This window comes from Streptomyces sp. NPDC093801 (assembly GCF_040701585.1).
In the GTDB taxonomy this organism is placed as follows: domain Bacteria; phylum Actinomycetota; class Actinomycetes; order Streptomycetales; family Streptomycetaceae; genus Streptomyces.
Genome location: NZ_JBFBDP010000018.1, coordinates 30,135 through 53,199, shown reverse-complemented (window position 1 = coordinate 53,199; position 23,065 = coordinate 30,135). Strand labels below are relative to the sequence as shown.

Genomic DNA, 23,065 nt, shown 5'->3' with positions numbered 1-23,065 from the left:
GAGGGGCGCTGGGCACGCGTTCGAAGAGTCATGCCCCGACGCTAGGGCCGCTCCCCGGCCCCCCGCTCGGACCCTTCGATTCCGGTGCACAACCACCCCGTTGTGGAAAACCCCGCCACTCGTTCCGGTGACCGCCCCGGCGAGGAACCCCCCGCGAACGAGGGAACACGCCGCGAAGGCGTCAGCGCGGCGAGACGACCGCCGCCAGCAGCCCCGGCCCGGTGTGCGCGCCGATCACCGCGCCGACCTCGCTCACGTGTAGCTCGACCAGCCCGGGAATCCGCTCCCGCAGCCGCTCCGCGAGCTTCTCGGCCCGCTCCGGGGCCGCCAGGTGGTGGACGGCCACGTCGACGCTGCGCGCCCCGGCACGCTCGACGGCGAGCTCCTCCAGCCGTGCGATGGCCCGGGAGGCCGTCCGGACCTTCTCCAGCATCTCGATCCGCCCGCCGTCCAGCGTGAGCAGCGGCTTGACCGCGAGCGCCGACCCGAGGAGGGCCTGCGCCGCCCCGATCCTGCCGCCGCGCCGGAGGTAGTCGAGGGTGTCCACGTAGAAGTACGCCGACATCTCCGCGGCCCGCTTCTCGGCGGCGGCCACGGCCTCGTCCACGGAGCCGCCCGCCCCGGCCGTCTCCGCGGCGGCGAGGGCGCAGAACCCGAGGGCCATCGCGACCATGCCGGTGTCCACGACCCGGACCGGGACCGGAGCGGTCTTCGCCGCGACCACCGCGGCGTCGTAGGTGCCGGAGAACTCGGCGGACAGGTGCAGGCTCACGATGCCGGTCGCCCCGGCGTCAGCCGCCTCCCGGTAGGCCCGTACGAACTGTTCGGGGCCCGGGCGCGAGGTGGTGACCGGGCGGCGCTTCTGCAGGGCCGCGGCCAGGCTGCGGGCCGAGATCTCGGTGCCCTCCTCGAGGGCCTCGTCCCCCAGGACGACGGTCAGGGGGACGGCGGTGATCCCGTGCCGCGCCATCGCCGGAGGGGGCAGATAGGCCGTGGAATCGGTGACGATCGCGACATGGCGGGACATGAGCCGGAGGTTACCGCCCGAGGAGGTGATCCGGCAGCCCGGCCCACATCCGTCACTCCCGCCTCTCGGGTTCGCCCGGTCCGGGCCTCCCCGGTCACGGCCCCGCGCCGGGAGCGCCGCTCAGGAAGTGGCCTCCGGCCTGGGGGCCTTCTGCCAGGGGTAGCCCACCGCAGGCCCGGAGGCGTCCAGCGCGGGCCGCTGCTGCCGCCCCTGCGCCGGCGCGTCGGCCGCACCACCACCGGCACCACCGGCAGTCGGCCCCTGGCCCTGCCCGGCGTCCCACGCCGCCGCGGCGGCGGCCAGGTCGTCGACCGACTCCCGGGACCAGTCGCGCAGCGCGCTCGACTCCACCTCGATCTGCGCCGACAGCGTGGCCAGGTCCTCGTCGGCGAACTGGCGGGCCCGGTCGCGCGCCGCCCACCGCAGCGAATCGGCGGACTCGGTGATCTTGGCGGTGCGCTCCCGCAGCTCGGGCAGCCGCTGCGCGATCCGCTTGCGGTCGGGCTCCTGCTCCAGCCGCTTGAGCTCGTCGTCCAGCTCGTGCCCGTGCCGGCTCAGCCGCTCGAAGAGGGCGATCGACTCCTTCAGCGAGTCGTCCGCCTGGACGCCCTGGTAGAGGGCCGCCTGCGTGGCCCGCATCGAGGTCCGCAGGTCCAGCCGCAGCTGGGCCAGCCCGGCCGTGACCCCGACCTGGCCGAGGCTCTTGGCCTTGAGGGTGGTGTCCTCGACCGTCCGGCGGGCCTGCGTGATCGTCCGGTCCACGCCGCGCTTCGCGGCGCCGACCGCCTTGACCGTGGCCCAGGCGCCCAGCCCCAGGAAGGCGAACAGCACCACCAGGGCAAAGATGATGACCAACGCGCCTACCTCCATGAGGTTCCCTTCCCCGGCCTTTTCCCGTCCCCTCCACCGTAAACGCCACGGGCAGGTCGGGGGTCCTGTTCGAACCCCCAACCTGCCCGTACGGGATCACCCCGAGAGGCCGGCGCTCAGCCGGCCCCCGGAGCGGCCGGTGCTCAGATGACGATGTTCACCAGCTTGGGCGCGCGGACGATCACCTTGCGGATCTCGGCGCCGCCCAGCGCGGCCACCACGGCCGCGTCGGTGACCGCCAGCTGCTCCAGGTCGGCCTCCGAGATGGCCGGCGGCACCTCCAGGCGGGCCTTGACCTTGCCCTTGACCTGGACGACGCAGGTGACCGTCTCGTCGACGACGTACGCGGGGTCCGCCACCGGGAAGTCCTGGTGGACCACCGAGTCGGTGTGGCCCAGGCGGTGCCACAGCTCCTCGGCGATGTGCGGCGCCAGCGGGGCGATCAGCAGCACCAGCCGCTCGGCCACGGACCGCTCCAGCGGGCGGCCCGCCTTCGTCAGGGTGTTGTTCAGCTCGGTGATCTTGGCGATGGCGGTGTTGAACCGCAGGCCCGCCATGTCCGAGCCGGCCCCGTCGATGGCCTTGTGCAGGGCGCGCAGCGTGTCCTCGGCGGGCTCGGCGTCGACGACCGTCACCGCGCCCGTCTCCTCGTCCACCACGTTGCGCCACAGGCGCTGGAGCAGCCGGTACTGGCCGACCACGGCGCGGGTGTCCCACGGACGCGAGACGTCCAGGGGGCCCATCGCCATCTCGTACAGGCGGAGCGTGTCCGCGCCGTACTCCTCGCAGATCTCGTCCGGGGTGACGGCGTTCTTCAGGGACTTGCCCATCTTGCCCAGCTCGCGCTTGACCGGCTCGCCCTCGAAGAAGAACCTGCCGTCGCGCTCCTCGACCTCGGTGGCCGTGACCGGGAAGCCGCGCTCGTCACGGTAGACGTAGGCCTGGATCATGCCCTGGTTGAAGAGCTTGTGGAACGGCTCGACCGACGAGACGTGGCCCAGGTCGAACAGGACCTTGGACCAGAAGCGCGCGTACAGCAGGTGCAGCACCGCGTGCTCGGCGCCGCCCACGTACAGGTCGACGCCGCCGTGCGGGGCGCTCTCGCGCGGCCCCATCCAGTACTGCTCGATCTCCGGGTCGACCAGCGCGTCCGCGTTGTTCGGGTCCAGGTAGCGCAGCTCGTACCAGCAGGAGCCGGCCCAGTTCGGCATGGTGTTGGTCTCGCGGCGGTACGACCGCACGCCGCGGCCGTCGCCCAGGTCCAGCTCGACGTTGACCCAGTCGGCCTTGCGCGACAGCGGGGTCTCCGGCTGGGAGTCCGCGTCGTCGGGCTCGAAGGTGCGCGGCGAGTAGTCCTCGACCTCGGGCAGCTCCAGCGGCAGCATCGACTCGGGCAGCGAGTGGGCGACGCCGTCCTCGTCGTAGACGATCGGGAAGGGCTCGCCCCAGTAGCGCTGGCGGCTGAAGAGCCAGTCGCGCAGGCGGAAGTTGACGGTGCCCTTGCCGAGGCCCCGCTCGGAGAGCCAGTCGGTGATCGCGGCCTTGGCCTCGACCACGCCCAGGCCGTCCAGGGAGACGCCCTCGCCGGCCGAGTTGACCAGCTTCGCGTCGTAGGAGCCGAAGGCGTCCTCCCACTCGGCCGGGTCGGTGCCCCGGCCGTCCGTGGGCTCGACCACGCAGCGCATGGGCAGCTCGAAGGCGCGGGCGAACTCGAAGTCGCGGGCGTCGTGGGCCGGGACGGCCATGATCGCGCCCGTGCCGTAGCCCATCAGCACGTAGTCGGCGATGAAGACGGGCACGTTCTCGCCGCTGACCGGGTTGACGGCGTACGCGCCGGTGAAGACGCCGGTCTTCTCCTTGGCGTCCGCCTGCCGCTCGACGTCCGACTTGGAGGCGGCCTGCTTGCGGTACGCGGCGACGGCCTCGGCCGGGGTGGCGTGCCCGCCGGTCCACGCGTCGTGGGTGCCCTCGGGCCAGGCGGCCGGGACGAACTCCTCGACCAGCGGGTGCTCGGGCGCCAGCACCATGTAGGTGGCGCCGAAGAGGGTGTCCGGGCGGGTGGTGAAGACGGTGATGGCCCGGTCGCCCAGGGCGAAGTCGACGCGCGCGCCCTCGCTGCGGCCGATCCAGTTGCGCTGCTGGAGCTTGATGGCCTCGGGCCAGTCCAGCGCGTCCAGGTCGTCCAGCAGCCGGTCGGCGTACGCGGTGATGCGCATGTTCCACTGGCTCAGGCGGGACTTGAAGACCGGGAAGTTGCCGCGCTCGGAGCGGCCGTCGGCGGTGACCTCCTCGTTGGCCAGCACGGTGCCCAGCCCGGGGCACCAGTTGACGGGCGCGTCCGAGGAGTAGGCCAGGCGGTACCGGTTCAGGACGTCGGCGCGCTCGGTGGCGGTCAGCTCGGCCCAGGCACGGCCGCCGGGGACCTCACGGGTGCCGTTCTCGAAGGCGGCGACCAGCTCGGCGATCGGCCGCGCCTTGTTCGCGTCCGCGTCGTAGTAGGAGTTGTAGATCTGCAGGAAGATCCACTGGGTCCACTTGTAGTACTCGGGGTCGATCGTCGCGAACGAGCGGCGCTTGTCGTGGCCCAGGCCCAGGCGGCGCAGCTGGGCCTTCATGTTCTCGATGTTCGCCTCGGTCGACACGCGCGGGTGCGTGCCGGTCTGCACGGCGTACTGCTCGGCCGGCAGGCCGAAGGCGTCGAAGCCCAGGGTGTGCAGGACGTTGTGGCCGGACATGCGCTGGTGGCGGGCGAAGACGTCGGTGGCGATGTACCCGAGCGGGTGGCCGACGTGCAGGCCCGCACCGGAGGGGTACGGGAACATGTCCATGATGAACTTCTTGGGCCGGGCGACGACCGCCGGGTCGCCGGCCAGGTCACCGCTGGGGTTGGGCGCCTCGTAGGTGCCCTCCGCGTCCCATACGTCCTGCCAGCGTGCCTCGATGTCGGCGGCCATGGCAGCCGTGTAACGGTGCCCCTCGGCCGCCTCGGGGGCCGGGGTGTTCGTCTCGCTCATGATTCCTGAAGCTCCATCGATCGTCTCTGCCGTCTCTGCCTGCCCAAACGAAAAAACCCCTCGCACAGGAGGGGACGCCGCGCCGATGCCGACCTTCTCGGGGTCGGTGCTGCTCAGCGCGGCTCGGTAAGCAGAAGGCGTACGGCACGCATGGCGTCAGGGTACCGCAGGGGCCCCGACGGCCGCTCGATCGTTCCGCACAGCGAACACGGCCACGACGAGAAGAGGGCCACCCTGACCGGGTGACCCTCTTCCACAGTGTGGAGCTAAGGAGAATTGAACTCCTGACCTCCTGCATGCCATGCAGGCGCTCTACCAACTGAGCTATAGCCCCTTGTTTCTCTCTGCCGCCGGGCCCCTTCTCGGTTTCCCTCGCCGGTTCCCCCTGGCGACATCGAGAACATTACACGGTCCTGGCCCCAGACCAAAAATCGGTTTCCCGGGGCCCTGTTATGTCCGATTCGCCCACCGTTGACCCGGTCATGCCCGGGCGAACTGGTAGAAGCGCTTGAGCGTGCAGTGCTCGTCGAGGAGCCGGCCGTAGATCGGCTCGCCCTCCAGCTCCCGGTACGTCTCGATGGGGTCGCCTTTTATGATCAGCGCCCGCGCGCATTCCTCGCACCAGTACTGATAGTCGGAGTTGACCGGCTCCATGTCCCGAACGATCGGCGTGCCGTTGTTGCACCAGTCGCACCGCCGCCGGTGTGCACCCATCCGTCAGCGACTCCCTCCCGCGTCGGACCGTCGTGTCCCCCTCCGGCCGTCCGATTCTGCCACGCCGGTCCCGGCGGGGGCAGCAAGCACAGAGGGAACAAACGCAAGGATCCCGCCCCCTGTTGGGGACGGGATCCTGATTGTGGAGCTAAGGAGAATTGAACTCCTGACCTCCTGCATGCCATGCAGGCGCTCTACCAACTGAGCTATAGCCCCGCTCTCCGCGGCGTTCCCCCCGTTTCCGGTGTTCTTCGCTGCGAACAAGAAGAACTCTAGCCTGTGACCAGCCGGAAAGTGAAATCCGGGTCGGAGCGGCCCCGCGGAGGGGCTCAGTCGTCGTCGCCGAGCACCGGTTCCGGCAGGGTGCCGGCGTTGTGCTCCAGCAGCCGCCAGCCGCGCGCGCCCTCACCGAGGACGGACCAGCAGCAGTTGGAGAGCCCGCCGAGGCTCTCCCAGTCACGCGCCTCCAGCCGCAGCAGGCGGCCGATGGTCGTGCGGATGGTGCCGCCGTGGCTGACGACGACGAGCGTGCCGCCCTCGGGCAGCCGGTCGGCGTGGCTCAGCACCACCGGGGCGGCCCGGTCGGCGACCTCGGTCTCCAGCTCGCCCCCGCCGCGGCGGACCGGTTCGCCGCGCTTCCACGCCGCGTACTGCTCGCCGTACTTCTCGACGATCTCCTCGTGCGTCAGGCCCTGCCACTCACCGGCGTACGTCTCGCGCAGCGCCTCGGTGTGCGCCACGGGCAGGTGCGTGACGGCGGCCAGCTCGGCGGCCGTGGCCGCGGCGCGCTTCAGGTCGGAGGCCACGATGGCGTCCGGCTTCAGCGAGGCGAGCAGCCGGGCGGCGCGGCGCGCCTGCGCCAGCCCCGTCTCGGTCAGCTCGATGTCCGTGGAGCCCTGGAAGCGGCGTTCCAGGTTCCAGGAGGTCTGGCCGTGCCGCCAGAGGACGATCTTCCTGCCGGTGCGGGCGGAGCCGCCGACGCGCCCTCCCGTGCTGGTGGCCGCGCTCAGAACAGATCACCGTCCAGGTCGTCGTCGCCCTGCGCCTCGCGCAGCTTGGCGTGCTCCTCGGCCTTGCCGATGGTGAGCTTGGCGTCCTCGGGCAGCTCGATCTCGGGGCAGTCCTTCCACAGGCGCTCCAGCGCGTAGAAGACGCGCTCCTCGCTGTGCTGGACGTGGACCACGATGTCGACGTAGTCGAGCAGGATCCAGCGGGCGTCGCGGTCGCCCTCGCGGCGCACCGGCTTGGCGCCGAGCTCCTTGAGGAGCCGCTCCTCGATCTCGTCCACGATCGACTTGACCTGGCGGTCGTTGGGCGCGGAGGCGAGCAGGAAGGCGTCGGTGATCGACAGCACGTCGCTGACGTCGTACGCGATGATGTCGTGCGCGAGCCGGTCGGCCGCGGCCTGGGCGGCGGCGGTGATGAGCTCGATGGAGCGGTCCGTGGCGGTCACTGGCCATGCTTTCGGGTTGGCGGGCAGATCCCTACAAGGGTCTCATGTACTGCCGGCACCACCCGGTCAGGACGGCTTGTAGTCCTTGCCCAGGGTCACGACGACGTCCGCGTTCACCACGCTCTCGGCCTTCTTCACGACCGTCTCCGGCAGCCCCAGCGTCTTGGCGACCTCGACCGCCCGGCCCCGCTGGCCCTCGTCCTGGTACGTGACCTGCGTGGTCGCGGCGGCCCGGTCGGCCTTGCCGCCGTCCACGAAGGAGTAGCCGCCGTTGAGCAGAGCCGCCTTCGCCGCGACCTGCGCCTTCTCGTCGCCGGTGGCGTCCTTGAGGCCCACGCGCGGGGCCGCGCCCGGCTGGGCCGCCGTGACGGTGCCGCCGAGGAGGTCCTTGACCACCTTCTTGGAGGCGTCGTCGGTGAGGCCGCCGTCGGGCTTCACCGAGAGCATCTCGGTGCGGTAGGCGGCCACCTTGGCGTGCTCGCCGATCCGCGACAGGAGGCCGCCGAGGTTCTGCGCGTCCAGGCCCGGGTCCAGGATCTGGCCCATGCTCTCGACCGTCGTGGCGGCCGCCTTCGGGTCGGAGGGGATCTTGCGCAGGACGGCGTACAGGACCCGGCCGGTGCGCTCCAGCTGCCTGGCCTCCGGCTCGCCCTGCGCCCGGTAGGTGGCGTAGGCGACGGCCATGGCGCCGGTCAGGCTCTGCTTGGGGCCCTGCCCGACGGCCGGGGTCTTGGCCTGGTCGTCGGCGGGCACGGCGGTGTCGGTGTCGACCTCGATGCCGCCGACCAGCTCGACGAGCCGCTCCAGGAAGGGGGTGTCCAGGCGCCAGGTGCCGCCGATGCGGGTCCCGAGGACGGTGTCGAGGGCTTCGCGGGTGCCGATGCTGCCGCCCTCGACGGACTTGCCGAGGGTGGTGGCCGTGCCGTCCTCCTTGGTGACGGCGAGGGCGTTGGGCAGCAGGACGGTGGCGCCCTGCCGGGTGGTGACGTTGTCCACGAGGAGGGCGGTGGAACTGCCGCCCCGCTTGGTGTTGTGCAGGTGGACGACGATCATGTCCCGCTTCTGGGCGGCCGCGGCGGCCGCGGGGCCCTTCTTCCGGCCGGGTCCGTCGAGGAAGGGCAGCGCGCCCGAGTACCAGAGCCAGCCGAGCCCGCCGACGGCGAGGAGGGCCAGGACGACGCCCAGCGCGACGACCCGGTTGCGGCCGCGGCGGCGGGCCTCCTCGCGGCGCTCGGTGCGGCTCTCCGTGAAGGCGAGCCAGTCGATGACGTCCTCGGAGTCCTCGTCCTGCTGGTCGAGGAAGGCGAACTGTTCGGTGCGGTAGCCCGGGGCCGGGTCCGCACCGGCGGGAGCCGCACCGGCCGGGTCGGCCGCGTCCGCGCGGCGCGGCTCGGGGACGGGGGCGGGGGCGGCCGGCGGGGCGGGGGCCTGCGGGGCGGCGGCCTGCTGCGGGATCCACTGCTGCGGCTGCTGGGCGTCGTACCCGTGGGAGGGGGCCTGGGCGTACCCGTGCGGCTGCTGCCCGTGGTCGTACTGCTGTGCTTGGGGCTCTTGTGCGTACGGCTGCCCGTACGGGGGCTCGTACTGCTGCCCGTACGGCGGCGGGGCGGACTGGAGGGGCTGCTGCGCGGGCACCTGGCCGTACAGCGGCCGGCCGTACGGGTCGTAGCCGATGAGCTGCTGCTGGGCGGCGTACGGGTCGTACGGATCCTGTGGGTCGTTCACCGCGGGCCTCTCGTCGTTCCGGAAGCTCAGGCTCCCCGGTACAGCTCACGCTTGTCGATGTAGCGGACCACGCCGTCCGGGACCAGGTACCAGACGGGATCGCCCTCGGCGACGCGTGCGCGGCAGTCCGTGGAGGAGATCGCCAGCGCGGGCACCTCGACGAGCGAGACGCCGCCCTCGGGCAGGCCGTCGTCCGTCAGGACGTGGCCGGGCCGGGTCACGCCGATGAAGTGGGCGAGGGAGAACAGCTCGTCGGCGTTGCGCCAGGTCAGGATCTGCGCGAGGGCGTCGGCGCCGGTGATGAAGAAGAGGTCGGCGTCCTCGTTGAGGGCGCTGAGGTCCCGCAGGGTGTCGATCGTGTACGTCGGTCCGCCGCGGTCGATGTCGATGCGACTCACCGAGAACTGCGGGTTCGAGGCCGTCGCGATGACGGTCATCAGGTAGCGGTCCTCGGCGGGCGACACGGCCCGCTGGGACTTCTGCCACGGTTCGCCCGTGGGGACGAACACCACCTCGTCGAGGTGGAAAAGGGCGGCCACCTCGCTGGCGGCCACCAGGTGTCCGTGGTGGATCGGGTCGAACGTCCCGCCCATCACGCCGAGCCGGCGCTTGACCGGGCCCGTAGGCACTTCCTGCTCTCCCATGAGCGCAGAGCCTACTGGCCCGGTGGCACGTGCGCGGAGGCCCGGTCCGAACGAGTGGTTCAGCGGTCGCGGTTCAGGCGCGTGGTCACCCAGAGCATCAGCAGCAGGATGAAGAGCGCGCCGCCACCGGTCAGGTAGGGGCTCAGGCTCTCGTGGTTGCCGCCGTGCTGCTCGGCGCCCTCCGAAGCGAGGACGACGAGGTTGTGGGCGGTGGTGGAGAGGCTCATCAGGCAGGTACCTATCGAGTCGGGGAGCGGGCGGAGACTTCCCTCACATCGTATGCGGGGCCCCGGGGCACCCTCACGCCGACTCAGGCGTTGGAGAGGATGGACGCAGTGCAGCACAGGCCGATCCAGGGGGAGGCGCCATGACGGACACCGGATTCGAGAAGACACCCGCCCGCAACCGCAGGAGGTTCCCGGGGATCTCCTCCCGGGCCTACGAGCATCCGGCGGACCGTTCGGCGCTGGTCGCCCTGCGCAAGCTGAGCGGCTTCGACACGGTCTTCAAGGCCCTCAGCGGGCTGCTCCCCGAGCGGAGCCTGCGGCTGCTGTTCCTGTCGGACTCGGTGCGCGTGGGCGAGACCCAGTTCCCCCATCTGTACGGGATGCTGCGCGACGCCTGCTTCATCCTGGACCTGGAGAAGGTCCCCCAGATGTACGTGCAGCAGGACCCGCGGCCGAACGCCATGTGCATCGGGCTGGACGAGCCGATCATCGTGGTGACGACCGGGCTGGTGGAGCTGCTGGACGAGGAGGAGATGCGGGCGGTCGTGGGCCACGAGGTGGGCCACGCGCTGTCGGGGCACGCCGTGTACCGCACGGTGCTGCTGTTCCTGACGAGCCTGGCGCTGAAGGTGTCGTGGATCCCGCTCGGCAACATGGCGATCTCGGCGATCGTCACTGCGCTGCGGGAGTGGTTCCGCAAGTCCGAGCTGTCGGCGGACCGGGCCGGGCTGCTGGCGGGCCAGGACGTGAACGCCTCGATGCGGGGGCTGATGAAGATCGCGGGCGGCGACAACCTGCACGAGATGAACGTCGACGCCTTCCTGGCCCAGGCCGAGGAGTACGAGTCGAGCGGCGACCTGCGCGACTCGGTCCTGAAGATCCTCAACGTGCTGCCGCGCACGCACCCCCTGACCGCGGTGCGCGCGGCCGAGCTGCGCAAGTGGTCGCTGAGCCGGGACTTCCAGCGGATCATGGACGGGCACTATCCGAGGCGGGACGAGGACAAGGACACCTCGGTGACCGACTCCTTCCGCCAGTCCGCCTCGCACTACGCGGACTCGGTGCGCGCGAGCCGGGATCCGCTGATGAAGCTGGTCGGCGACATAGCGGGCGGTGCGGGCGACCTGGGCGGGAAGCTGCGCGACCGGTTCACCGGCGGGTCCGGGTCCGGGTCCGGGTCCGGCGGCGGGCCCTCGGCCCCGGCGGGCGGCGGGGACAAGGGCGCTAGCGGACCGGGCTGACGGAGGCCGGGGGCGAAACCCTGGCCCCGGCCACGGGCGCCGGCCCGCCGTCCGGCCGGCCCGGCTCCGCGGACTGCGGGGGCTCGGCGGACTGGGGCTCGGCGGACTGGGGCTGGGCGGACGAGGGCTGGGCGGACGGGGGCTCGGCGGACGGGGGCTGGGGCGTCGCGGCCGCCGCCGGGTCCATGACCCCGCACAGCCCGGCCGTGCGCCGGGGGTGGCCGGCGGCGTACGGGTCGCTCACCGGCGGGCCCACCGTCGTGGGACCGGCTCCGGCCAGCATCGGGCGGAAGCCCCCTGCCGGGTCGGCGGCGCAGTCCTGGGGCCCGGCCATCGCGTAGGAGGAGGCCACCTCCGCCCGCCGGGCGGTGAGGTCCTCGTGGTCGAAGCGCAGCCTCAGCTCGCGACGGACGGTGAAGAGCGAGGCGCCGTCGGGCCCGCTCGGCGGCCCGGACGCGCCCCGTACGGCGTACACGAAGGTGTGGTCGGTGGTGACCACCAGCACCTCCGGACCGATCTCCTCGAAGGCGAGGGTGCCGCTGACCCGGACGCGGGAGTCGGCCAGCGCGGCGGTCTGCGGGTCGAAGCGGACCAGCCAGCCCGTGGCGGCGTGCCGGCCGTCCCCCGAGGGGGTGGTCATGCTCTCGTCGAACTGGGCCAGCTGGTCGGGGTCCAGGAGCACCCGTACGGGCCGGGTGGCGGTGCCGGAGAGCACGTCGGGGTCCAGGGAGGACTGCACGAGGTAGTCCTTGGCGATCGACAGCGCGGCGAGGACCTGGCTCTCGGTGAAGTGGTGGGTGCGGCGTACGGCCGGCAGGGTGATCCCGGCCGCCCCGGTCCGGTAGTCGGCCGCGGGGCTCCGGGCGTAGAGGTCGGCCGGTTTCCCGCCGGGTACGGCGGCCGACGGCGTCAGGGGCACGACGGTGCTGCCGAGCGGCTCGGCCCCGCCGCCGACCGGGGCCACGTAGGGGTTGCGCAGGCCCAGGTAGACGGCGACCGCGAAGGCCGTCGCGATGAGCAGGACGAGCAGCATGCCCTGGCGGGCGCCCCGGCCCGGGGTGCCGGTGCCGCGGCCCGGGGAGCCGCCGCCCGACCAGATGGAGCGGCTGCGGACGGCCCGGGCGTGCTCGCCCATGCGCTCCTGCGCGGAGAACTCCTGGAGCCGGGCAGCACGGACGAAGTCCTCGTCGAACACCACCGACCGGTACTCGTCCGGGCGCAGTTCGTCGTCGCCCCCGCCGGTTTCCTCGGGGGTGCCGTTGGGCGGATCTCCTGGTACGGCCATCGCTTCTCCCCGCTGTCCCCGCTTCAGAGAAGCCCCCAGCTCCGGAACGGGCGAGCGGGGTCGTACCTTCAGGGTTGGCGGCCGACGGGGTACGTAAACGCGCCGACGCCGGCGACTTCCCCGAGCGGGGTACTGGCGGGCGCGGGTGCGGGGTCCGCTTCGCCCGCGGCGCTGCGGTAGACGGCGCTGAAGGCCAGCGCGACCATCCCGAGCCCCATGACGACGGCGAGCACCCAGGCGACCGGCCTCAGCCAGCCGGCCCGGCCGCGGTAGGGCCGCAGACTGCCGCCGTAGGCCCCGTACGGGCCTTCGGGGTAGCCGTAGTGGCCGCCCTCCCAGGCGGGGTCGTCCAGGGCGTACCCGTCCGCGTGGCCGTAGTCGTCCTCGCCCGCCCAGCCTCCGGCGACACGGGCGGCCTCCGCCTCGGCGCGGGCCCGGTCGGCGGCGCGCTGGCGTTCGGCCGCGCTCGGTTCATGGATCTCGGCGTTCCGGACGAAGTCCTCGTCGAACACCACGGAGGCGAAGTCCTGATCCGCGCCTCCGCGGTCGTCGTCGGGCTCCCCGTCGTCCGGGTACGGCTTGCCCCCCACGTCGTCCGGCACGGGAACAGCGTAGACCTGGGGGGCCGCTTTGGGCAGGGTGAAAGCCGGAATCCGGCCACACCGGGTCGAGGGCCCGGTTACCGGATGTGACCGTCGCCGGTGACGATGTACTTGGTGGAGGTGAGCTCGGGCAGGCCCATCGGGCCGCGGGCGTGCAGCTTCTGGGTGGAGATGCCGATCTCGGCGCCGAACCCGAACTGGCCACCGTCGGTGAACCGGGTGGACGCGTTCACGGCGACGGTGGTCGAGTCGACCAGCTGGGTGAAGCGGCGCGCGGCGGCCTGCGAGGTGGTGACGATCGCCTCGGTGTGGCCGGAGGTCCAGCGGCGGATGTGGGCGACGGCGTCGTCGAGGGAGTCCACGACGGCGGCGGCGATGTCGTACGACAGGTACTCGGCGGCCCAGTCCTCGTCGGTGGCGGGCAGGGCGGTGACCTTGCCGCCCTCGGCGGCGGCCAGCACCCGCTCGTCGCCGTGGACGGTCACGCCGGCGTCGGCGAGGGCGTCCAGGGCGCGGGGCAGGAACGCCTCGGCGATGTCGCGGTGGACGAGGAGGGTCTCGGCGGCGTTGCAGACGGAGGGCCGCTGCGCCTTGGAGTTGACGAGGATGTCCACGGCCATGTCGAGGTCGGCCTGCGCGTCGACGTAGACGTGGCAGTTGCCGGTACCGGTCTCGATGACCGGGACGGTGGACTCCTCGACGACCGTCTTGATGAGGGAGGCGCCGCCGCGCGGGATGAGCACGTCGACGAGGCCGCGGGCGCGCATCAGCTCGCGGACGGAGTCGCGGGACTCGCCGGGGACGAGCTGGATCGCGTCGGCGGGCAGGCCGGCGCCCTCGATGGCGTCGCGCAGGATGCCGACGAGGGCGGTGTTGGAGGCGTAGGCGGAGGAACTGCCGCGCAGCAGGACGGCGTTGCCGGACTTCAGGCAGAGCGCGGCGGCGTCGACGGTGACGTTGGGGCGGGCCTCGTAGATGATGCCGACGACGCCGAGGGGGACGCGGATCTGGCGCAGGTCGATGCCGTTGGGGAGGGTGGAGCCGCGGACGACCTCGCCGACGGGGTCGGGGAGGGCCGCGACGTCGCGCACGTCGGAGGCGATGGCGGCGACCCGCTCCGGGGTGAGGGTGAGCCGGTCGACCACGGTCTCGCTGGTGCCGGCGGCGCGGGCCTTGTCGATGTCCTGGGCGTTGGCCGCGACGATCTCGTCGGTACGGGCCGTCAGCGCGTCCGCGATGGCCAGGAGGGCCGTGTCCTTGGCGGACCGCGGGAGTGGGGCGATGGCCGCGGCGGCGGTGCGGGCGGCTGCCGCGGTGGCGAGGACGGGGGAGGTCGCGGTGGCGTCGTCGAGCGAGGTCATGCGGCCCAGGGTAATCCCCGGAGCCCCGGGGCCCGGCGGGGGTTTCACCCCGCGAGACGGGCCCTGGACGCCGGGGCGGAGCCGCGCGTCCCGGCCGGGCCGCCCGCCGCGGTCGCCGCTGCGCGGAGCCGTCTCCCCGCCCCGCCCTTTCACCGTTTCCACCTCGGACGCCGGCGGGGCTGAAGGACCCCGGGGCTTCGCCCCGGACCCGCGTCTCAAACGCCGGCGGGGCCATTTACCGCCCCGCCGGCGTTTGAGGCGCGGGTCCGGGCAGCGCCCGGGGAACGGTGGAAGGGCGGGTAGGGGACCTCGCCCCGCGCAGCGGCCCACCACCCGCGGACGACCTCCAGGCCCCGGCCGGCGGCAATGGCCCGCAGACGGCGAACGGACCCCGGGAGGGGCCCGGCGGGCCCGCCCCGCCACCGGCGGACGGGGTCCGCCGCGGCGGGGCGAAGCCGGGGAGGCGCCCCGGCGCCGAGCCGCGCGAGCGGCTCGTGGGGAAGGTGTGCGGTGCGATCAATAGGGGTGCACGCCCACCGGGTGGGCCGGGGGCGGGCCGTAGCCCTCCGCCACGCGCTGGTGGTACGTCGTGCGGTCGATGACCTCCAGCCCGACGATCTCCCACGGCGGCAGCTGCGCCGTCGACCGGTGCTCGCCCCACAGCCGCAGGGCGACGGCCGCCGCGTCGTGGAGGTCGCGCGCCTCCTCCCAGTACCGGATCTCCGCGTGGTCGTCGGCGTACCGGCTGGTCAGCAGGAAGGGGTGGTCGTGCGCGAGCTGTTCCAGCCCGCGCCGCACCTCCGGCAGCGGCGTCTGCTTGCCCGAGACGCTCAGCGTCACGTGCCAGAGGCGGGACACCGGGCCCGGTTCCTCACCGCCGGCGCCGTCCCCGGTACCGACGCTGGTCAGCGCTCGTCTCACCAGCCGCCTCCTGTCTGCGCTACGCCTGTCCGCCCCTCACAGTTGACCAGTCCCCGGCCCGCCGCGCGGTGGTTTTCCCGAACCTCAGCCCTGCAGCAGGACCAGATCGTCCCGGTGCACGACCTCCCGCTCGTACGCGGGTCCGAGCTCCCGCGCAAGCTCGCGGGTGGAGCGTCCGAGGAGCTGCGGGAGTTCCTTGGCGTCGAAGTTGACCAGGCCGCGGGCGACCGCGACCCCCTCGGCGGAGCGCAGCTCGACGGGGTCTCCGGCCACGAAGTCGCCCTCGACGGCGGCGATCCCCGCGGGGAGCAGGGAGCTGCCGCGCTGGGTGACGGCGCGGACGGCGCCGTCGTCCAGGACGAGGTGCCCCTGCGGGGTCGAGGCGTGCTGGAGCCACAGGAGCCGGTCGGCCGAGCGGCGGCCGGTGGGGTGGAAGAGGGTGCCGGTCTCGCGGCCGGCCAGGGCGTCGGCCGCCCGGCTGGCGGAGGTGAGGACGACGGGGACGCCCGCCGCGGCCGCGATCCGGGCGGCCTCGACCTTGGTGACCATGCCGCCGGTGCCGACGCCCGCCTTGCCGGCGCTGCCGATGGAGACGTGGGCGATGTCCTCGGGCCCGCGCACCTCCTCGATGCGGCTGGTGCCGGGCAGCGAGGGGTCGCCGTCGTAGAGGCCGTCGACGTCGGAGAGGAGGACGAGGAGGTCGGCGCGGACCAGGTGGGCCACCAGGGCGGCCAGCCGGTCGTTGTCGCCGAAGCGGATCTCGTCGGTGGCGACGGTGTCGTTCTCGTTGACGACGGGCATCGCGCCCATGGCCAGGAGCTGGTCCAGGGTGTTGAACGCGTTGCGGTAGTGCGCGCGCCGGCTGGTGTCGTCGGTGGTGAGCAGCACCTGGCCCACGCGGACCCCGTAGCGGGCGAAGGAGGCGGTGTAGCGGGCGACGAGCAGGCCCTGTCCGACGCTGGCGGCCGCCTGCTGGCGGGCCAGGTCCTTGGGGCGGCGGGCCAGGCCGAGCGGGGAGAGCCCGGCGGCGATGGCTCCCGAGGAGACCAGGACGATCTCCTTCTCGCCGCCGCTGCGGGCCTTGGCCAGCACGTCGACCAGCGCGTCCACGCGGTCGGCGTCGAGCCCGCCCGCCGCGGTGGTGAGGGAGGAGGAGCCGACCTTGACCACGATCCTGCGGGCGTCCACGACACCCTGCCTAGCCGCTGACACGTCTTTCCCCTCGCACACGCACGAAACCGACCAACCAACGGGTCAATCTACGGGGTCGCCCGCCGACCCCGCCCGCCGGTTTCAGCCCCTGGACGCGGAGCCCGCCCCGGCGCGCTCCGGTTCGGCTGCCGCGGCGGCGCCCGGGACGAGGATCTTGCGGGAGAGCAGGAAGGTGAACGGGATGGCCACGACGGCGGCGACCAGCGGGGCGATCCGGGTGTCCATGCCCGCCCAGCTCACCAGGGCGTAGAGGCCGACGGACTGGATCACGTAGTTGGTGACGTTCGTCAGCGGGAAGAGCAGGAACTTCTTCCAGGTGGGGCGGGTGCGGTAGGTGAAGTAGGTGTTCATGAAGAACGAGCCGACCATCGACAGCAGGAAGGCGAGGGTGTAGGCGGCGAAATACGGCATCCACGGGTGCAGCAGCAGGTAGATGCCGAAGAACGTGCCGGTGTTGACCCCGCCCACCAGGGCGAAGCGGAAGACCTGGCCGAGCTGGTCGCGGCGGGCGGGGGCGCTCATCGGCCGCCGCGCTCCGCGACGACCGGCTCCGACGCCGCGGAGGCCGGGGCGGCGCCGTGGGCCTCCTTGACCAGGAAGTGCGGGCGGCGCTTGGTCTCGTAGTAGATGCGGCCGATGTACTCGCCGATCAGACCCAGCATGATCATCTGCATTCCGCCGATGCCGGCGATCATCGCGATGATCGTCACGTAACCGGGGGCGTCGATGCCGTTGGTGATCGCCATCACAGTGATCCACAGCGCGTACAGGCCGGTCAGCGCGACGAGCGACACGCCGAGCCAGATGCCGATGCGCAGCGGGCGGTTGTTGAAGGAGATCAGCCCGTCCATGCCGTAGTTCAGCAGGGAGGCGAACTTCCACTTGGTCTCGCCCGCCTCGCGCTGGGCGTTCTGGTAGTCGAAGTGGACGGTGTCGAAGCCGATCCAGGAGAAGAGGCCCTTGGAGAAGCGGTTGTACTCGGGGAGCGCGAGCAGGGCGTCCACGGCGGGCCGGGACAGCAGCCGGAAGTCGCCGACCCCGTCGGTGAGCTCGACGTCGACCCAGCGGTTGACCCCGCGGTAGTAGAGGCGGCTGAGGGCCGAGCGGAGCTTCTTGTCGCCTTCGCGGGTGCGCCGGGCGATGACCTGGTCGTGGCCCTGGCGGTAGTGCTCCAGCATGGTGGCGATGAGCTCCGGCGGGTGCTGGAGGTCCGCGTCCATGATCACCACGGCGTCGCCGGTGGCCTCGCGCAGGCCGGCGAGCATGCCCGCCTCCTTGCCGAAGTTGCGGCTGAAGGAGACGTAGCGGGTACGGTCGCCGTGCTCGGCGGCGATCTTCCGGAGTTTGCCGAGGGTGCCGTCGCGGCTGCCGTCGTCGACGTAGCAGACCTCGTACTCGACGGGCAGGGCGTCCAGAACCTTGCGGATCTCCTCGTCGAAGCGGTCGATGACGGCTTCTTCGTTGTAACAGGGGACAACTACCGACAGCTTGGTCATGGGCACTTCCTGCTGGGGTCCGAACGGGTGATTGTCGGCGACCGGACCCGCGACTCACCTCTTCCTTAGAAGTATGCACGGCGGAGGTCGCCCTGCCCGAGTCGTGTGCGGCACACGGTAGCTTTGACGGGATAAGCGGAATGGAACGAAGGGATCGAGGTGCACGTGCCTGACGTCTCCGTGGTCGTCATCGTCTACAACGACGCAGAGCGTCTGCCGACAGCCGTCCGGTCGGTTTTGGACCAGACCCTCAGCGGGGTCGAAGTCGTGATCGTGGACGACTGCAGCAAGGACCGGTCCTACGAGATCGCCCGGGAGCTCGAAGCGGCGAACCCGGGACGGGTCCGCGCCTTCCGGCTGCCCGAGAACAGCGGCGGCTGCGGCGCGCCCCGCAACCACGGCATCCAGCAGGCCACCGGCACCTACGTCATGTTCCTGGACAGCGACGACGTCCTGGAGCGCAACGCCTGCCGCAACATGCTGGCCGCCGCCGAGCGCACCGGCTCCGACCTGGTCTCGGGCATGTGCGTGCGCGTGCACCTCGACAACCGCTGGGGCAAGACCACCGAGTGGTACCCGTGGATCTACGCGCGCACCCGCACGCTGGAGTCGATCACCGAGTACCCGGACCTGCTGGTCTACGACACCCTCTCCACGAACAAGTGCTACCGGCGCTCGTTCCTGCTGGAGCAGGGCCTGGAGTTCCCGGTCGGCATCCACTACGAGGACCTGCTGTTCTCGGCCCAGGCCTACGTCGCGGCCCGCCGCATCACGCTGATCCCCAACCACGTCTACTACTGGAACGTGGTCGAGAAGGCCGCCGCCAAGTCGATCAGCAACCGGCGCCACGAGATCGCGAACTTCGTCCACCGGATGGAGATCCACCGCCGGGTCGACGAGCTGCTGGCCGCCAAGGGCCACACCGCCATCAAGTCCGCCAAGGACGCCAAGTTCCTCAAGCACGACCTGGTGCTGCACCTGCGGGACCTGCCGCTGCTGAGCGACGCGTACCGCCAGGAGTTCGCCCGGCTCGCCAACGGCTACCTGGCCGGCATCGACCCGGACGCGTACGAGCACGTCACGCACCTCCAGGCCATCTGCGCCTACCTGCTGGGCAAGGAGGACTGGAAGAACCTCCTCGCGGCCGCCGACGCGATGACCAACAAGGGACGCCTCTCCTCCCCGCTGGCCGAGCGCGACGGGCGCGTCTACTGGTGCGCCGGACACCTCGACGACGCCGAGGGCCGGCGGATACTGGACGTCACCGACCAGGGCTTCCACACCGCGCCGCTGTCCTCCCTGGCCCTGGGCAACCGGCTGACCTCGTACGAGGACGACGGACGCGGCACCGTCACCCTCTCCGGCGCCGTGGTCAACCCGCTGGGCCGGATCGCGGAGGACGCCCCGCTGTCGGCCTCCCTGGAGTTCCGGGCCCGGCGCCAGATCGGCGTGCGCTCCTTCAGCTTCCCCGTGGCAACCGTCCGCCACGCGGGCGACACGATCGAGTGGAGCACCACCGCCGACGTCGGCGGCACCGTCCGCCCCCTCGGCATCATCGACGCCGTCTGGGACGTACGCCTGAAGCTGACCGCCGGCGGGAACCGGATGACCACCCGCGTCTCGGTCGGCGGCGTGGACCTGGACTCCGCGGCCCGCCTGCGGGTGCGCCCGCGCCTGACCCGGCTGGTCTCCGACCGCTTCGAGCCGGAGATGACCAAGAAGGGCAACCTCTCCTACGTCCTGACCGCCGAGGGCCCCGCCGCCGTCCGCACCCAGTCGCTGATCAGCAGCGCGATGCACGGCAGGACCGCCGGAGTGGTCAAGCGCAGCCTGCGCCGGGCCCTGAAGGCGCGCCGCAACATCGGCTCGGGCGAGCAGAAGGTCAAGGTCTACCACGAGGTCTTCTCGAAGCTGCCGGTCAAGAAGGGCACGGTCGTCTTCGAGAGCCACATGGGCAAGCAGTACAGCGACAGCCCGAAGGCCATCTACGAGGAGCTGGTCCGCCAGAACGCCCCCTTCGAGGCGATCTGGTCGTACGCGGGCGCCAAGCCCACCGGCTTCCCCAAGGAGGCCACGCTGGTCAAGCGCTGGAGCTGGCAGTACCTGCGGGCGCTGGCGCAGGCCGAGTACTGGGTCGACAACCAGGGCTTCCCGCTGGCGCTGTCCAAGCGCCCGGGGACCACGTACATCCAGACCTGGCACGGCTCCGCCCTCAAGCGGATGGGCTTCCACGAGCCCCGCACCAAGGCCCAGGGCAAGCCCGCGCAGGACCGCTTCCAGGCGGCCGTCAACCGCTTCGACCACTTCCTGGTCCGCTCCGAGCACGACGTCCGCACCCTCGCCAAGGGCTTCCGGCTCCGTGACGAGGTGCTGCTGCGCACCGGCTACCCGCGCAACGACGCCCTCGTCGAGGCGCACCGCGCCGAGGCGGACAGCGGGGAGCGGGTGCGCGGGCCGCTCGCCGCCGAGCTGGGCCTCGACCCCGGCAAGCGGGTCCTGCTGTACGCGCCGACCTTCCGGGCCACCGCGGACGGCGCGGTGGAGGGCTTCGAGTTCCCCTTCGACGTGGAGGAGTTCGCGGACCGCCTCGGCGACCGCTGCACGCTGCTGGTGCGCACGCACTACCTCAACAGCGTCTCCCTGCCGCCGTCGGTCGCGGGCCGGGTGATCGACGTCTCCCGGCACCACGACATCACCCCGCTGCTGGCGCTCGCGGACGGGCTGATCACCGACTACTCGTCCGTGATGTTCGACTACGCGGTGCTGGACCGGCCGATGATCTTCTTCGCGTACGACTACGAGAAGTACCGGACGGACATCCGCGGCACCTACTTCGACCTGAAGGACAAGGCCCCCGGCCCGGTGGTGGCCACGGCGGACGAGCTGATGCAGGCCGTCGCCGCCTTCGACGAGGCCGACGCCAAGTACGCCGAGGCCCGCCAGCGGTTCCTCGCCGAGTTCGGCGAGTACGACCGCGGGGACGCCGCCCGCCAGATCGTCGAGAAGTTCTTCACCAGGAGCGCCAAGTGAGCCGGGACATCTTCATCGTCTCCAACAGCGTGGACGAGCTCGGCGGTGTGACCACCTGGTCCCACCAGATGGCCCGGCTCTTCACCGACCGCGGCCACCGCGTGCACATCGTCGGCATCGCCCCCGTCGCCGAGGAGATCCGGCAGAAGCTGCCCGCCGGCCTCCCGTACGAGACGACCACGCTGTACGAGACCCACCCGCCGAAGGCCCGCCGGCTGCACGGCATCAAGGGCCGCCTCAACGCCCCCGAGCGGCGCCGCCAGGCGGCGCGGCGGGCCGGCATGCGGGCCAGGGCCGAGCAGCTGAGCGAGATGTTCCGGGCGGCCGGCCCGGGCGCCGTCGTGATCGTCACCCAGGTCTGGGCGATGGAGTGGGTGGCCCTCGCCGACACCAAGGGGCTCTCCGTCATCGGCATGAGCCACGAGTCCTTCGAGGCCAGCCAGAAGTCCACCCGCGGCGACCGGGTCCGCCGCTGGTACCCGGAGGTCGACCGGCTGCTCGTCCTCACGCCGGAGGACGCCGACCTGTGGATCCGGGCCGGCATGGAGAACGTCGACAGCATGCCGAACCCGCTGCCGTTCATGCCGGACTCCCCCGCCCCGCGCACCGCGAAGGTCGTCGCGAGCGTCGGCCGCCTCGCCTTCGAGAAGGGCGTGGACCTGCTGCTCGACGCCTGGGCGGACGCCGCACCGCGCCACCCCGACTGGACCCTGCGGATCTACGGGGCGGGCACCGAGGAGGCGACCCTGCGGGCGCACTGCGCCTCGCTCGGGCTGGACGACTCCGTGGAGTGGATGGGCAGCACCGACGACGTCCTGGGCGCGCTGAGCGGTGCCTCCGTCTTCGCCCAGGCCTCCCGGGCCGAGGGCTTCCCGATCACCCTGCTGGAGGCGATGGCGGCGGGCCTGCCCGTGGCCGCGTTCGACTGCGCCCCGGGCGTGCGGGAGATCGTGCGGCACGGCGAGGACGGCCTGCTGGCCCGACTCGGCAACACGATGGAGCTGGCGGGGCACCTCGACGCCCTGATGTCGGACGCCGACACCCGCGACCGGCTCGGCGACGAGGCCTTCCGCAGCGTGCGCCGCTACTCCAGCGCGGAGATCACCGACCGGTGGGAGGAGCTGTTCGCCTTCCTGGAGCGCTGACCGCCCGCACACCGCACGCAGCCGCCCGCCCCGGACCTGTTTCCGGGGCGGGCGGCTGCGTGCGCGGCGGAGCGGCGTCAGACCGTGTGGGCGTCCTTGCTGCGGTCGCGGCCCGCGCCCCCGCGGTTGGCCTCCCAGCCCGCCCAGGCCGAGCTGATCATCTCGCGGACGTCGTGCCGCGCCTTCCAGCCCAGCTCCGCGGCGATCCGGTCGGCCGAGGCCACGACCTTCGCCGGGTCGCCGGGACGGCGCGGGGTGACCACCGGCGCGTACGTGTGGCCGGTGCCCTCGTTCAGCAGCTCGACCATCTCCTTCACGGAGACGCCCTCGCCGCGCCCGATGTTGACCGTGAGGTCCTTGTACTCGCCCGCCGCGCCCCACTCGGCGAGCCTGCGGGCCGCCACCACGTGGGCGTCCGCCAGGTCCTCGACGTGGATGTAGTCGCGGATGCAGGTGCCGTCGGGGGTCGGGTAGTCGTCCCCGAAGATCCGGGCGCCCTCGCCGGCGTCGTAGCGCTCGAAGACCATCGGGACCAGGTTGAAGACCCCGGTGTCCGCGAGCTCGGGAGCGGCCGCGCCCGCCACGTTGAAGTAGCGCAGGCAGGCCGTGGAAATGCCGTGGGCCCTGCCCGCGGCCCGGACCAGCCACTCGCCGGCCAGCTTGGTCTCGCCGTACGGGCTCAGCGGCCGGCAGGGGGTCTCCTCGGTGACCGAGTCCACGTCGGGCATCCCGTACACCGAGGCGGAGGAGGAGAAGAGGAAGTTGCGGATGCCGGCCCGGGCCACCGCCGCGAGCAGGACCTGGAGGCCCTCCACGTTCTCGTGGTAGTAGTACAGCGGCTTCTCGACGGACTCGCCGACCTGCTTCTTGCCCGCCAGGTGCACCACGCCGGTGATCTTGTGCTTGGCGAGGGCCTCGTCCAGGGCCTTGCGGTCCAGCACCGAGGCCGTCACCAGGGGCACGCCCTCCGGTACGCGGTCCTCGCGGCCCGTGGACAGGTCGTCGAAGACCACGACCTTCTGCCCTGCGAGCAGCATCGCGCGGACGACGTGCGCGCCGATGTATCCGGCGCCACCGGTGATCAGAAACGTCATGCGT

Annotated in this window: 20 protein-coding genes and 2 tRNA genes; 3 read left to right on the top strand and 19 right to left on the bottom strand. The window is 72.2% G+C overall.

Annotated features, from left to right (window positions below):
• Positions 1-181 precede the first annotated feature (181 nt).
• The 11 genes from AB0469_RS21670 to AB0469_RS21620 form a co-directional block, all read right to left on the bottom strand.
• A complete protein-coding gene (locus tag AB0469_RS21670; protein WP_366453047.1) occupies positions 182-1,027 on the bottom strand; it encodes a DegV family protein in 846 nt (281 codons plus the stop codon).
• Positions 1,028-1,147: 120 nt separating this feature from the next.
• A complete protein-coding gene (locus AB0469_RS21665) occupies positions 1,148-1,897 on the bottom strand; it encodes a hypothetical protein (RefSeq protein ID WP_366453046.1) in 750 nt (249 codons plus the stop codon).
• 143 nt (positions 1,898-2,040) lie between these two features.
• A complete protein-coding gene (gene leuS / locus AB0469_RS21660) occupies positions 2,041-4,911 on the bottom strand; it encodes a leucine--tRNA ligase (RefSeq protein ID WP_366453045.1) in 2,871 nt (956 codons plus the stop codon).
• Between the two features lie 261 nt (positions 4,912-5,172).
• Positions 5,173-5,245 (bottom strand) — tRNA-Ala (locus AB0469_RS21655).
• Between the two features lie 146 nt (positions 5,246-5,391).
• Positions 5,392-5,625, bottom strand: a complete 234-nt coding sequence (locus AB0469_RS21650; RefSeq protein ID WP_073915042.1) for a hypothetical protein — start codon at positions 5,623-5,625, stop codon at positions 5,392-5,394.
• A 143-nt stretch (positions 5,626-5,768) separates the two neighbouring features.
• Positions 5,769-5,841, bottom strand: a tRNA-Ala gene (locus AB0469_RS21645).
• Positions 5,842-5,954: 113 nt separating this feature from the next.
• Complete coding sequence (locus tag AB0469_RS21640) at positions 5,955-6,635, bottom strand: histidine phosphatase family protein (protein WP_366453153.1); 681 nt, start codon at positions 6,633-6,635, stop codon at positions 5,955-5,957.
• Entirely contained in the window at positions 6,632-7,078 is a 447-nt protein-coding gene (rsfS, locus tag AB0469_RS21635; RefSeq protein WP_042815634.1) for a ribosome silencing factor, read from the bottom strand. Before rsfS ends, AB0469_RS21640 begins: the two co-directional genes overlap by 4 nt.
• Positions 7,079-7,144: 66 nt before the next feature.
• Positions 7,145-8,803, bottom strand: coding sequence for a LytR C-terminal domain-containing protein (locus tag AB0469_RS21630; RefSeq protein ID WP_366453044.1), 1,659 nt, complete (start codon positions 8,801-8,803; stop codon positions 7,145-7,147).
• Between the two features lie 26 nt (positions 8,804-8,829).
• Entirely contained in the window at positions 8,830-9,447 is a 618-nt protein-coding gene (nadD, locus tag AB0469_RS21625; RefSeq protein WP_079426883.1) for a nicotinate-nucleotide adenylyltransferase, read from the bottom strand.
• Positions 9,448-9,506: 59 nt separating this feature from the next.
• A complete protein-coding gene (locus AB0469_RS21620) occupies positions 9,507-9,674 on the bottom strand; it encodes a hypothetical protein (protein WP_366453043.1) in 168 nt (55 codons plus the stop codon).
• Positions 9,675-9,814: 140 nt separating this feature from the next.
• Between AB0469_RS21620 and AB0469_RS21615 the strand changes: the two genes are divergently transcribed.
• The gene (locus AB0469_RS21615; protein WP_366453042.1) at positions 9,815-10,915 is read left to right on the top strand and encodes a M48 family metallopeptidase; all 1,101 of its coding nucleotides are present in this window, start codon (positions 9,815-9,817) and stop codon (positions 10,913-10,915) included.
• Here AB0469_RS21615 and AB0469_RS21610 read toward each other — a convergent pair.
• From AB0469_RS21610 to AB0469_RS21580, 7 genes are all read right to left on the bottom strand, one after another.
• Positions 10,899-12,200 carry a hypothetical protein gene (locus AB0469_RS21610; protein WP_366453041.1) on the bottom strand — a complete coding sequence of 434 codons (1,302 nt, stop codon included), beginning with the start codon at positions 12,198-12,200 and terminating at the stop codon, positions 10,899-10,901. The genes AB0469_RS21615 and AB0469_RS21610 overlap by 17 nt on opposite strands.
• 68 nt (positions 12,201-12,268) lie before the next feature.
• Positions 12,269-12,802, bottom strand: a complete 534-nt coding sequence (locus AB0469_RS21605; protein ID WP_366453040.1) for a hypothetical protein — start codon at positions 12,800-12,802, stop codon at positions 12,269-12,271.
• 77 nt (positions 12,803-12,879) lie between these two features.
• A complete protein-coding gene (locus tag AB0469_RS21600) occupies positions 12,880-14,163 on the bottom strand; it encodes a glutamate-5-semialdehyde dehydrogenase (RefSeq protein WP_366453039.1) in 1,284 nt (427 codons plus the stop codon).
• A gap of 516 nt (positions 14,164-14,679) precedes the next feature.
• Complete coding sequence (locus AB0469_RS21595) at positions 14,680-15,084, bottom strand: hypothetical protein (RefSeq protein ID WP_366453038.1); 405 nt, start codon at positions 15,082-15,084, stop codon at positions 14,680-14,682.
• An 84-nt stretch (positions 15,085-15,168) separates the two neighbouring features.
• On the bottom strand, positions 15,169-16,296 hold the full coding sequence (proB, locus tag AB0469_RS21590) for a glutamate 5-kinase (RefSeq protein ID WP_366453037.1): 1,128 nt from the start codon (positions 16,294-16,296) through the stop codon (positions 15,169-15,171).
• Positions 16,297-16,377: 81 nt separating this feature from the next.
• A complete protein-coding gene (locus AB0469_RS21585) occupies positions 16,378-16,818 on the bottom strand; it encodes a GtrA family protein (RefSeq protein ID WP_366453036.1) in 441 nt (146 codons plus the stop codon).
• On the bottom strand, positions 16,815-17,792 hold the full coding sequence (locus tag AB0469_RS21580) for a glycosyltransferase family 2 protein (RefSeq protein ID WP_366453035.1): 978 nt from the start codon (positions 17,790-17,792) through the stop codon (positions 16,815-16,817). Before AB0469_RS21580 ends, AB0469_RS21585 begins: the two co-directional genes overlap by 4 nt.
• A gap of 159 nt (positions 17,793-17,951) precedes the next feature.
• Between AB0469_RS21580 and AB0469_RS21575 the strand changes: the two genes are divergently transcribed.
• Positions 17,952-20,822 carry a bifunctional glycosyltransferase family 2 protein/CDP-glycerol:glycerophosphate glycerophosphotransferase gene (locus AB0469_RS21575; RefSeq protein WP_366453034.1) on the top strand — a complete coding sequence of 957 codons (2,871 nt, stop codon included), beginning with the start codon at positions 17,952-17,954 and terminating at the stop codon, positions 20,820-20,822.
• Positions 20,819-21,967: a glycosyltransferase gene (locus AB0469_RS21570; protein ID WP_366453033.1), complete on the top strand. Its 1,149-nt coding sequence runs from the start codon at positions 20,819-20,821 to the stop codon at positions 21,965-21,967. The genes AB0469_RS21575 and AB0469_RS21570 overlap by 4 nt, the downstream gene beginning before the upstream one ends.
• Positions 21,968-22,044: 77 nt before the next feature.
• On the opposite strand, the gene galE is transcribed toward AB0469_RS21570, so the two are convergent.
• Positions 22,045-23,061 carry a UDP-glucose 4-epimerase GalE gene (gene galE, locus AB0469_RS21565; RefSeq protein ID WP_366453032.1) on the bottom strand — a complete coding sequence of 339 codons (1,017 nt, stop codon included), beginning with the start codon at positions 23,059-23,061 and terminating at the stop codon, positions 22,045-22,047.
• Between the last annotated feature and the right edge of the window lie 4 nt (positions 23,062-23,065).

Excerpts from the sequence above, each read along its gene's own strand:
- AB0469_RS21585 (WP_366453036.1), bottom strand. The coding sequence starts at position 16,818 with ATGAGCGCCCCCGCCCGCCGCGACCAGCTCGGCCAGGTCTTCCGCTTC.
- AB0469_RS21670 (WP_366453047.1), bottom strand. The coding sequence starts at position 1,027 with ATGTCCCGCCATGTCGCGATCGTCACCGATTCCACGGCCTATCTGCCC.
- AB0469_RS21665 (WP_366453046.1), bottom strand. The coding sequence starts at position 1,897 with ATGGAGGTAGGCGCGTTGGTCATCATCTTTGCCCTGGTGGTGCTGTTC.
- AB0469_RS21610 (WP_366453041.1), bottom strand. The coding sequence starts at position 12,200 with ATGGCCGTACCAGGAGATCCGCCCAACGGCACCCCCGAGGAAACCGGC.
- AB0469_RS21600 (WP_366453039.1), bottom strand. The coding sequence starts at position 14,163 with ATGACCTCGCTCGACGACGCCACCGCGACCTCCCCCGTCCTCGCCACC.
- AB0469_RS21615 (WP_366453042.1), top strand. The coding sequence starts at position 9,815 with ATGACGGACACCGGATTCGAGAAGACACCCGCCCGCAACCGCAGGAGG.
- AB0469_RS21580 (WP_366453035.1), bottom strand. The coding sequence starts at position 17,792 with ATGACCAAGCTGTCGGTAGTTGTCCCCTGTTACAACGAAGAAGCCGTC.
- galE (WP_366453032.1), bottom strand. The coding sequence starts at position 23,061 with ATGACGTTTCTGATCACCGGTGGCGCCGGATACATCGGCGCGCACGTC.
- nadD (WP_079426883.1), bottom strand. The coding sequence starts at position 9,447 with ATGGGAGAGCAGGAAGTGCCTACGGGCCCGGTCAAGCGCCGGCTCGGC.
- AB0469_RS21620 (WP_366453043.1), bottom strand. The coding sequence starts at position 9,674 with ATGAGCCTCTCCACCACCGCCCACAACCTCGTCGTCCTCGCTTCGGAG.
- leuS (WP_366453045.1), bottom strand. The coding sequence starts at position 4,911 with ATGAGCGAGACGAACACCCCGGCCCCCGAGGCGGCCGAGGGGCACCGT.
- AB0469_RS21650 (WP_073915042.1), bottom strand. The coding sequence starts at position 5,625 with ATGGGTGCACACCGGCGGCGGTGCGACTGGTGCAACAACGGCACGCCG.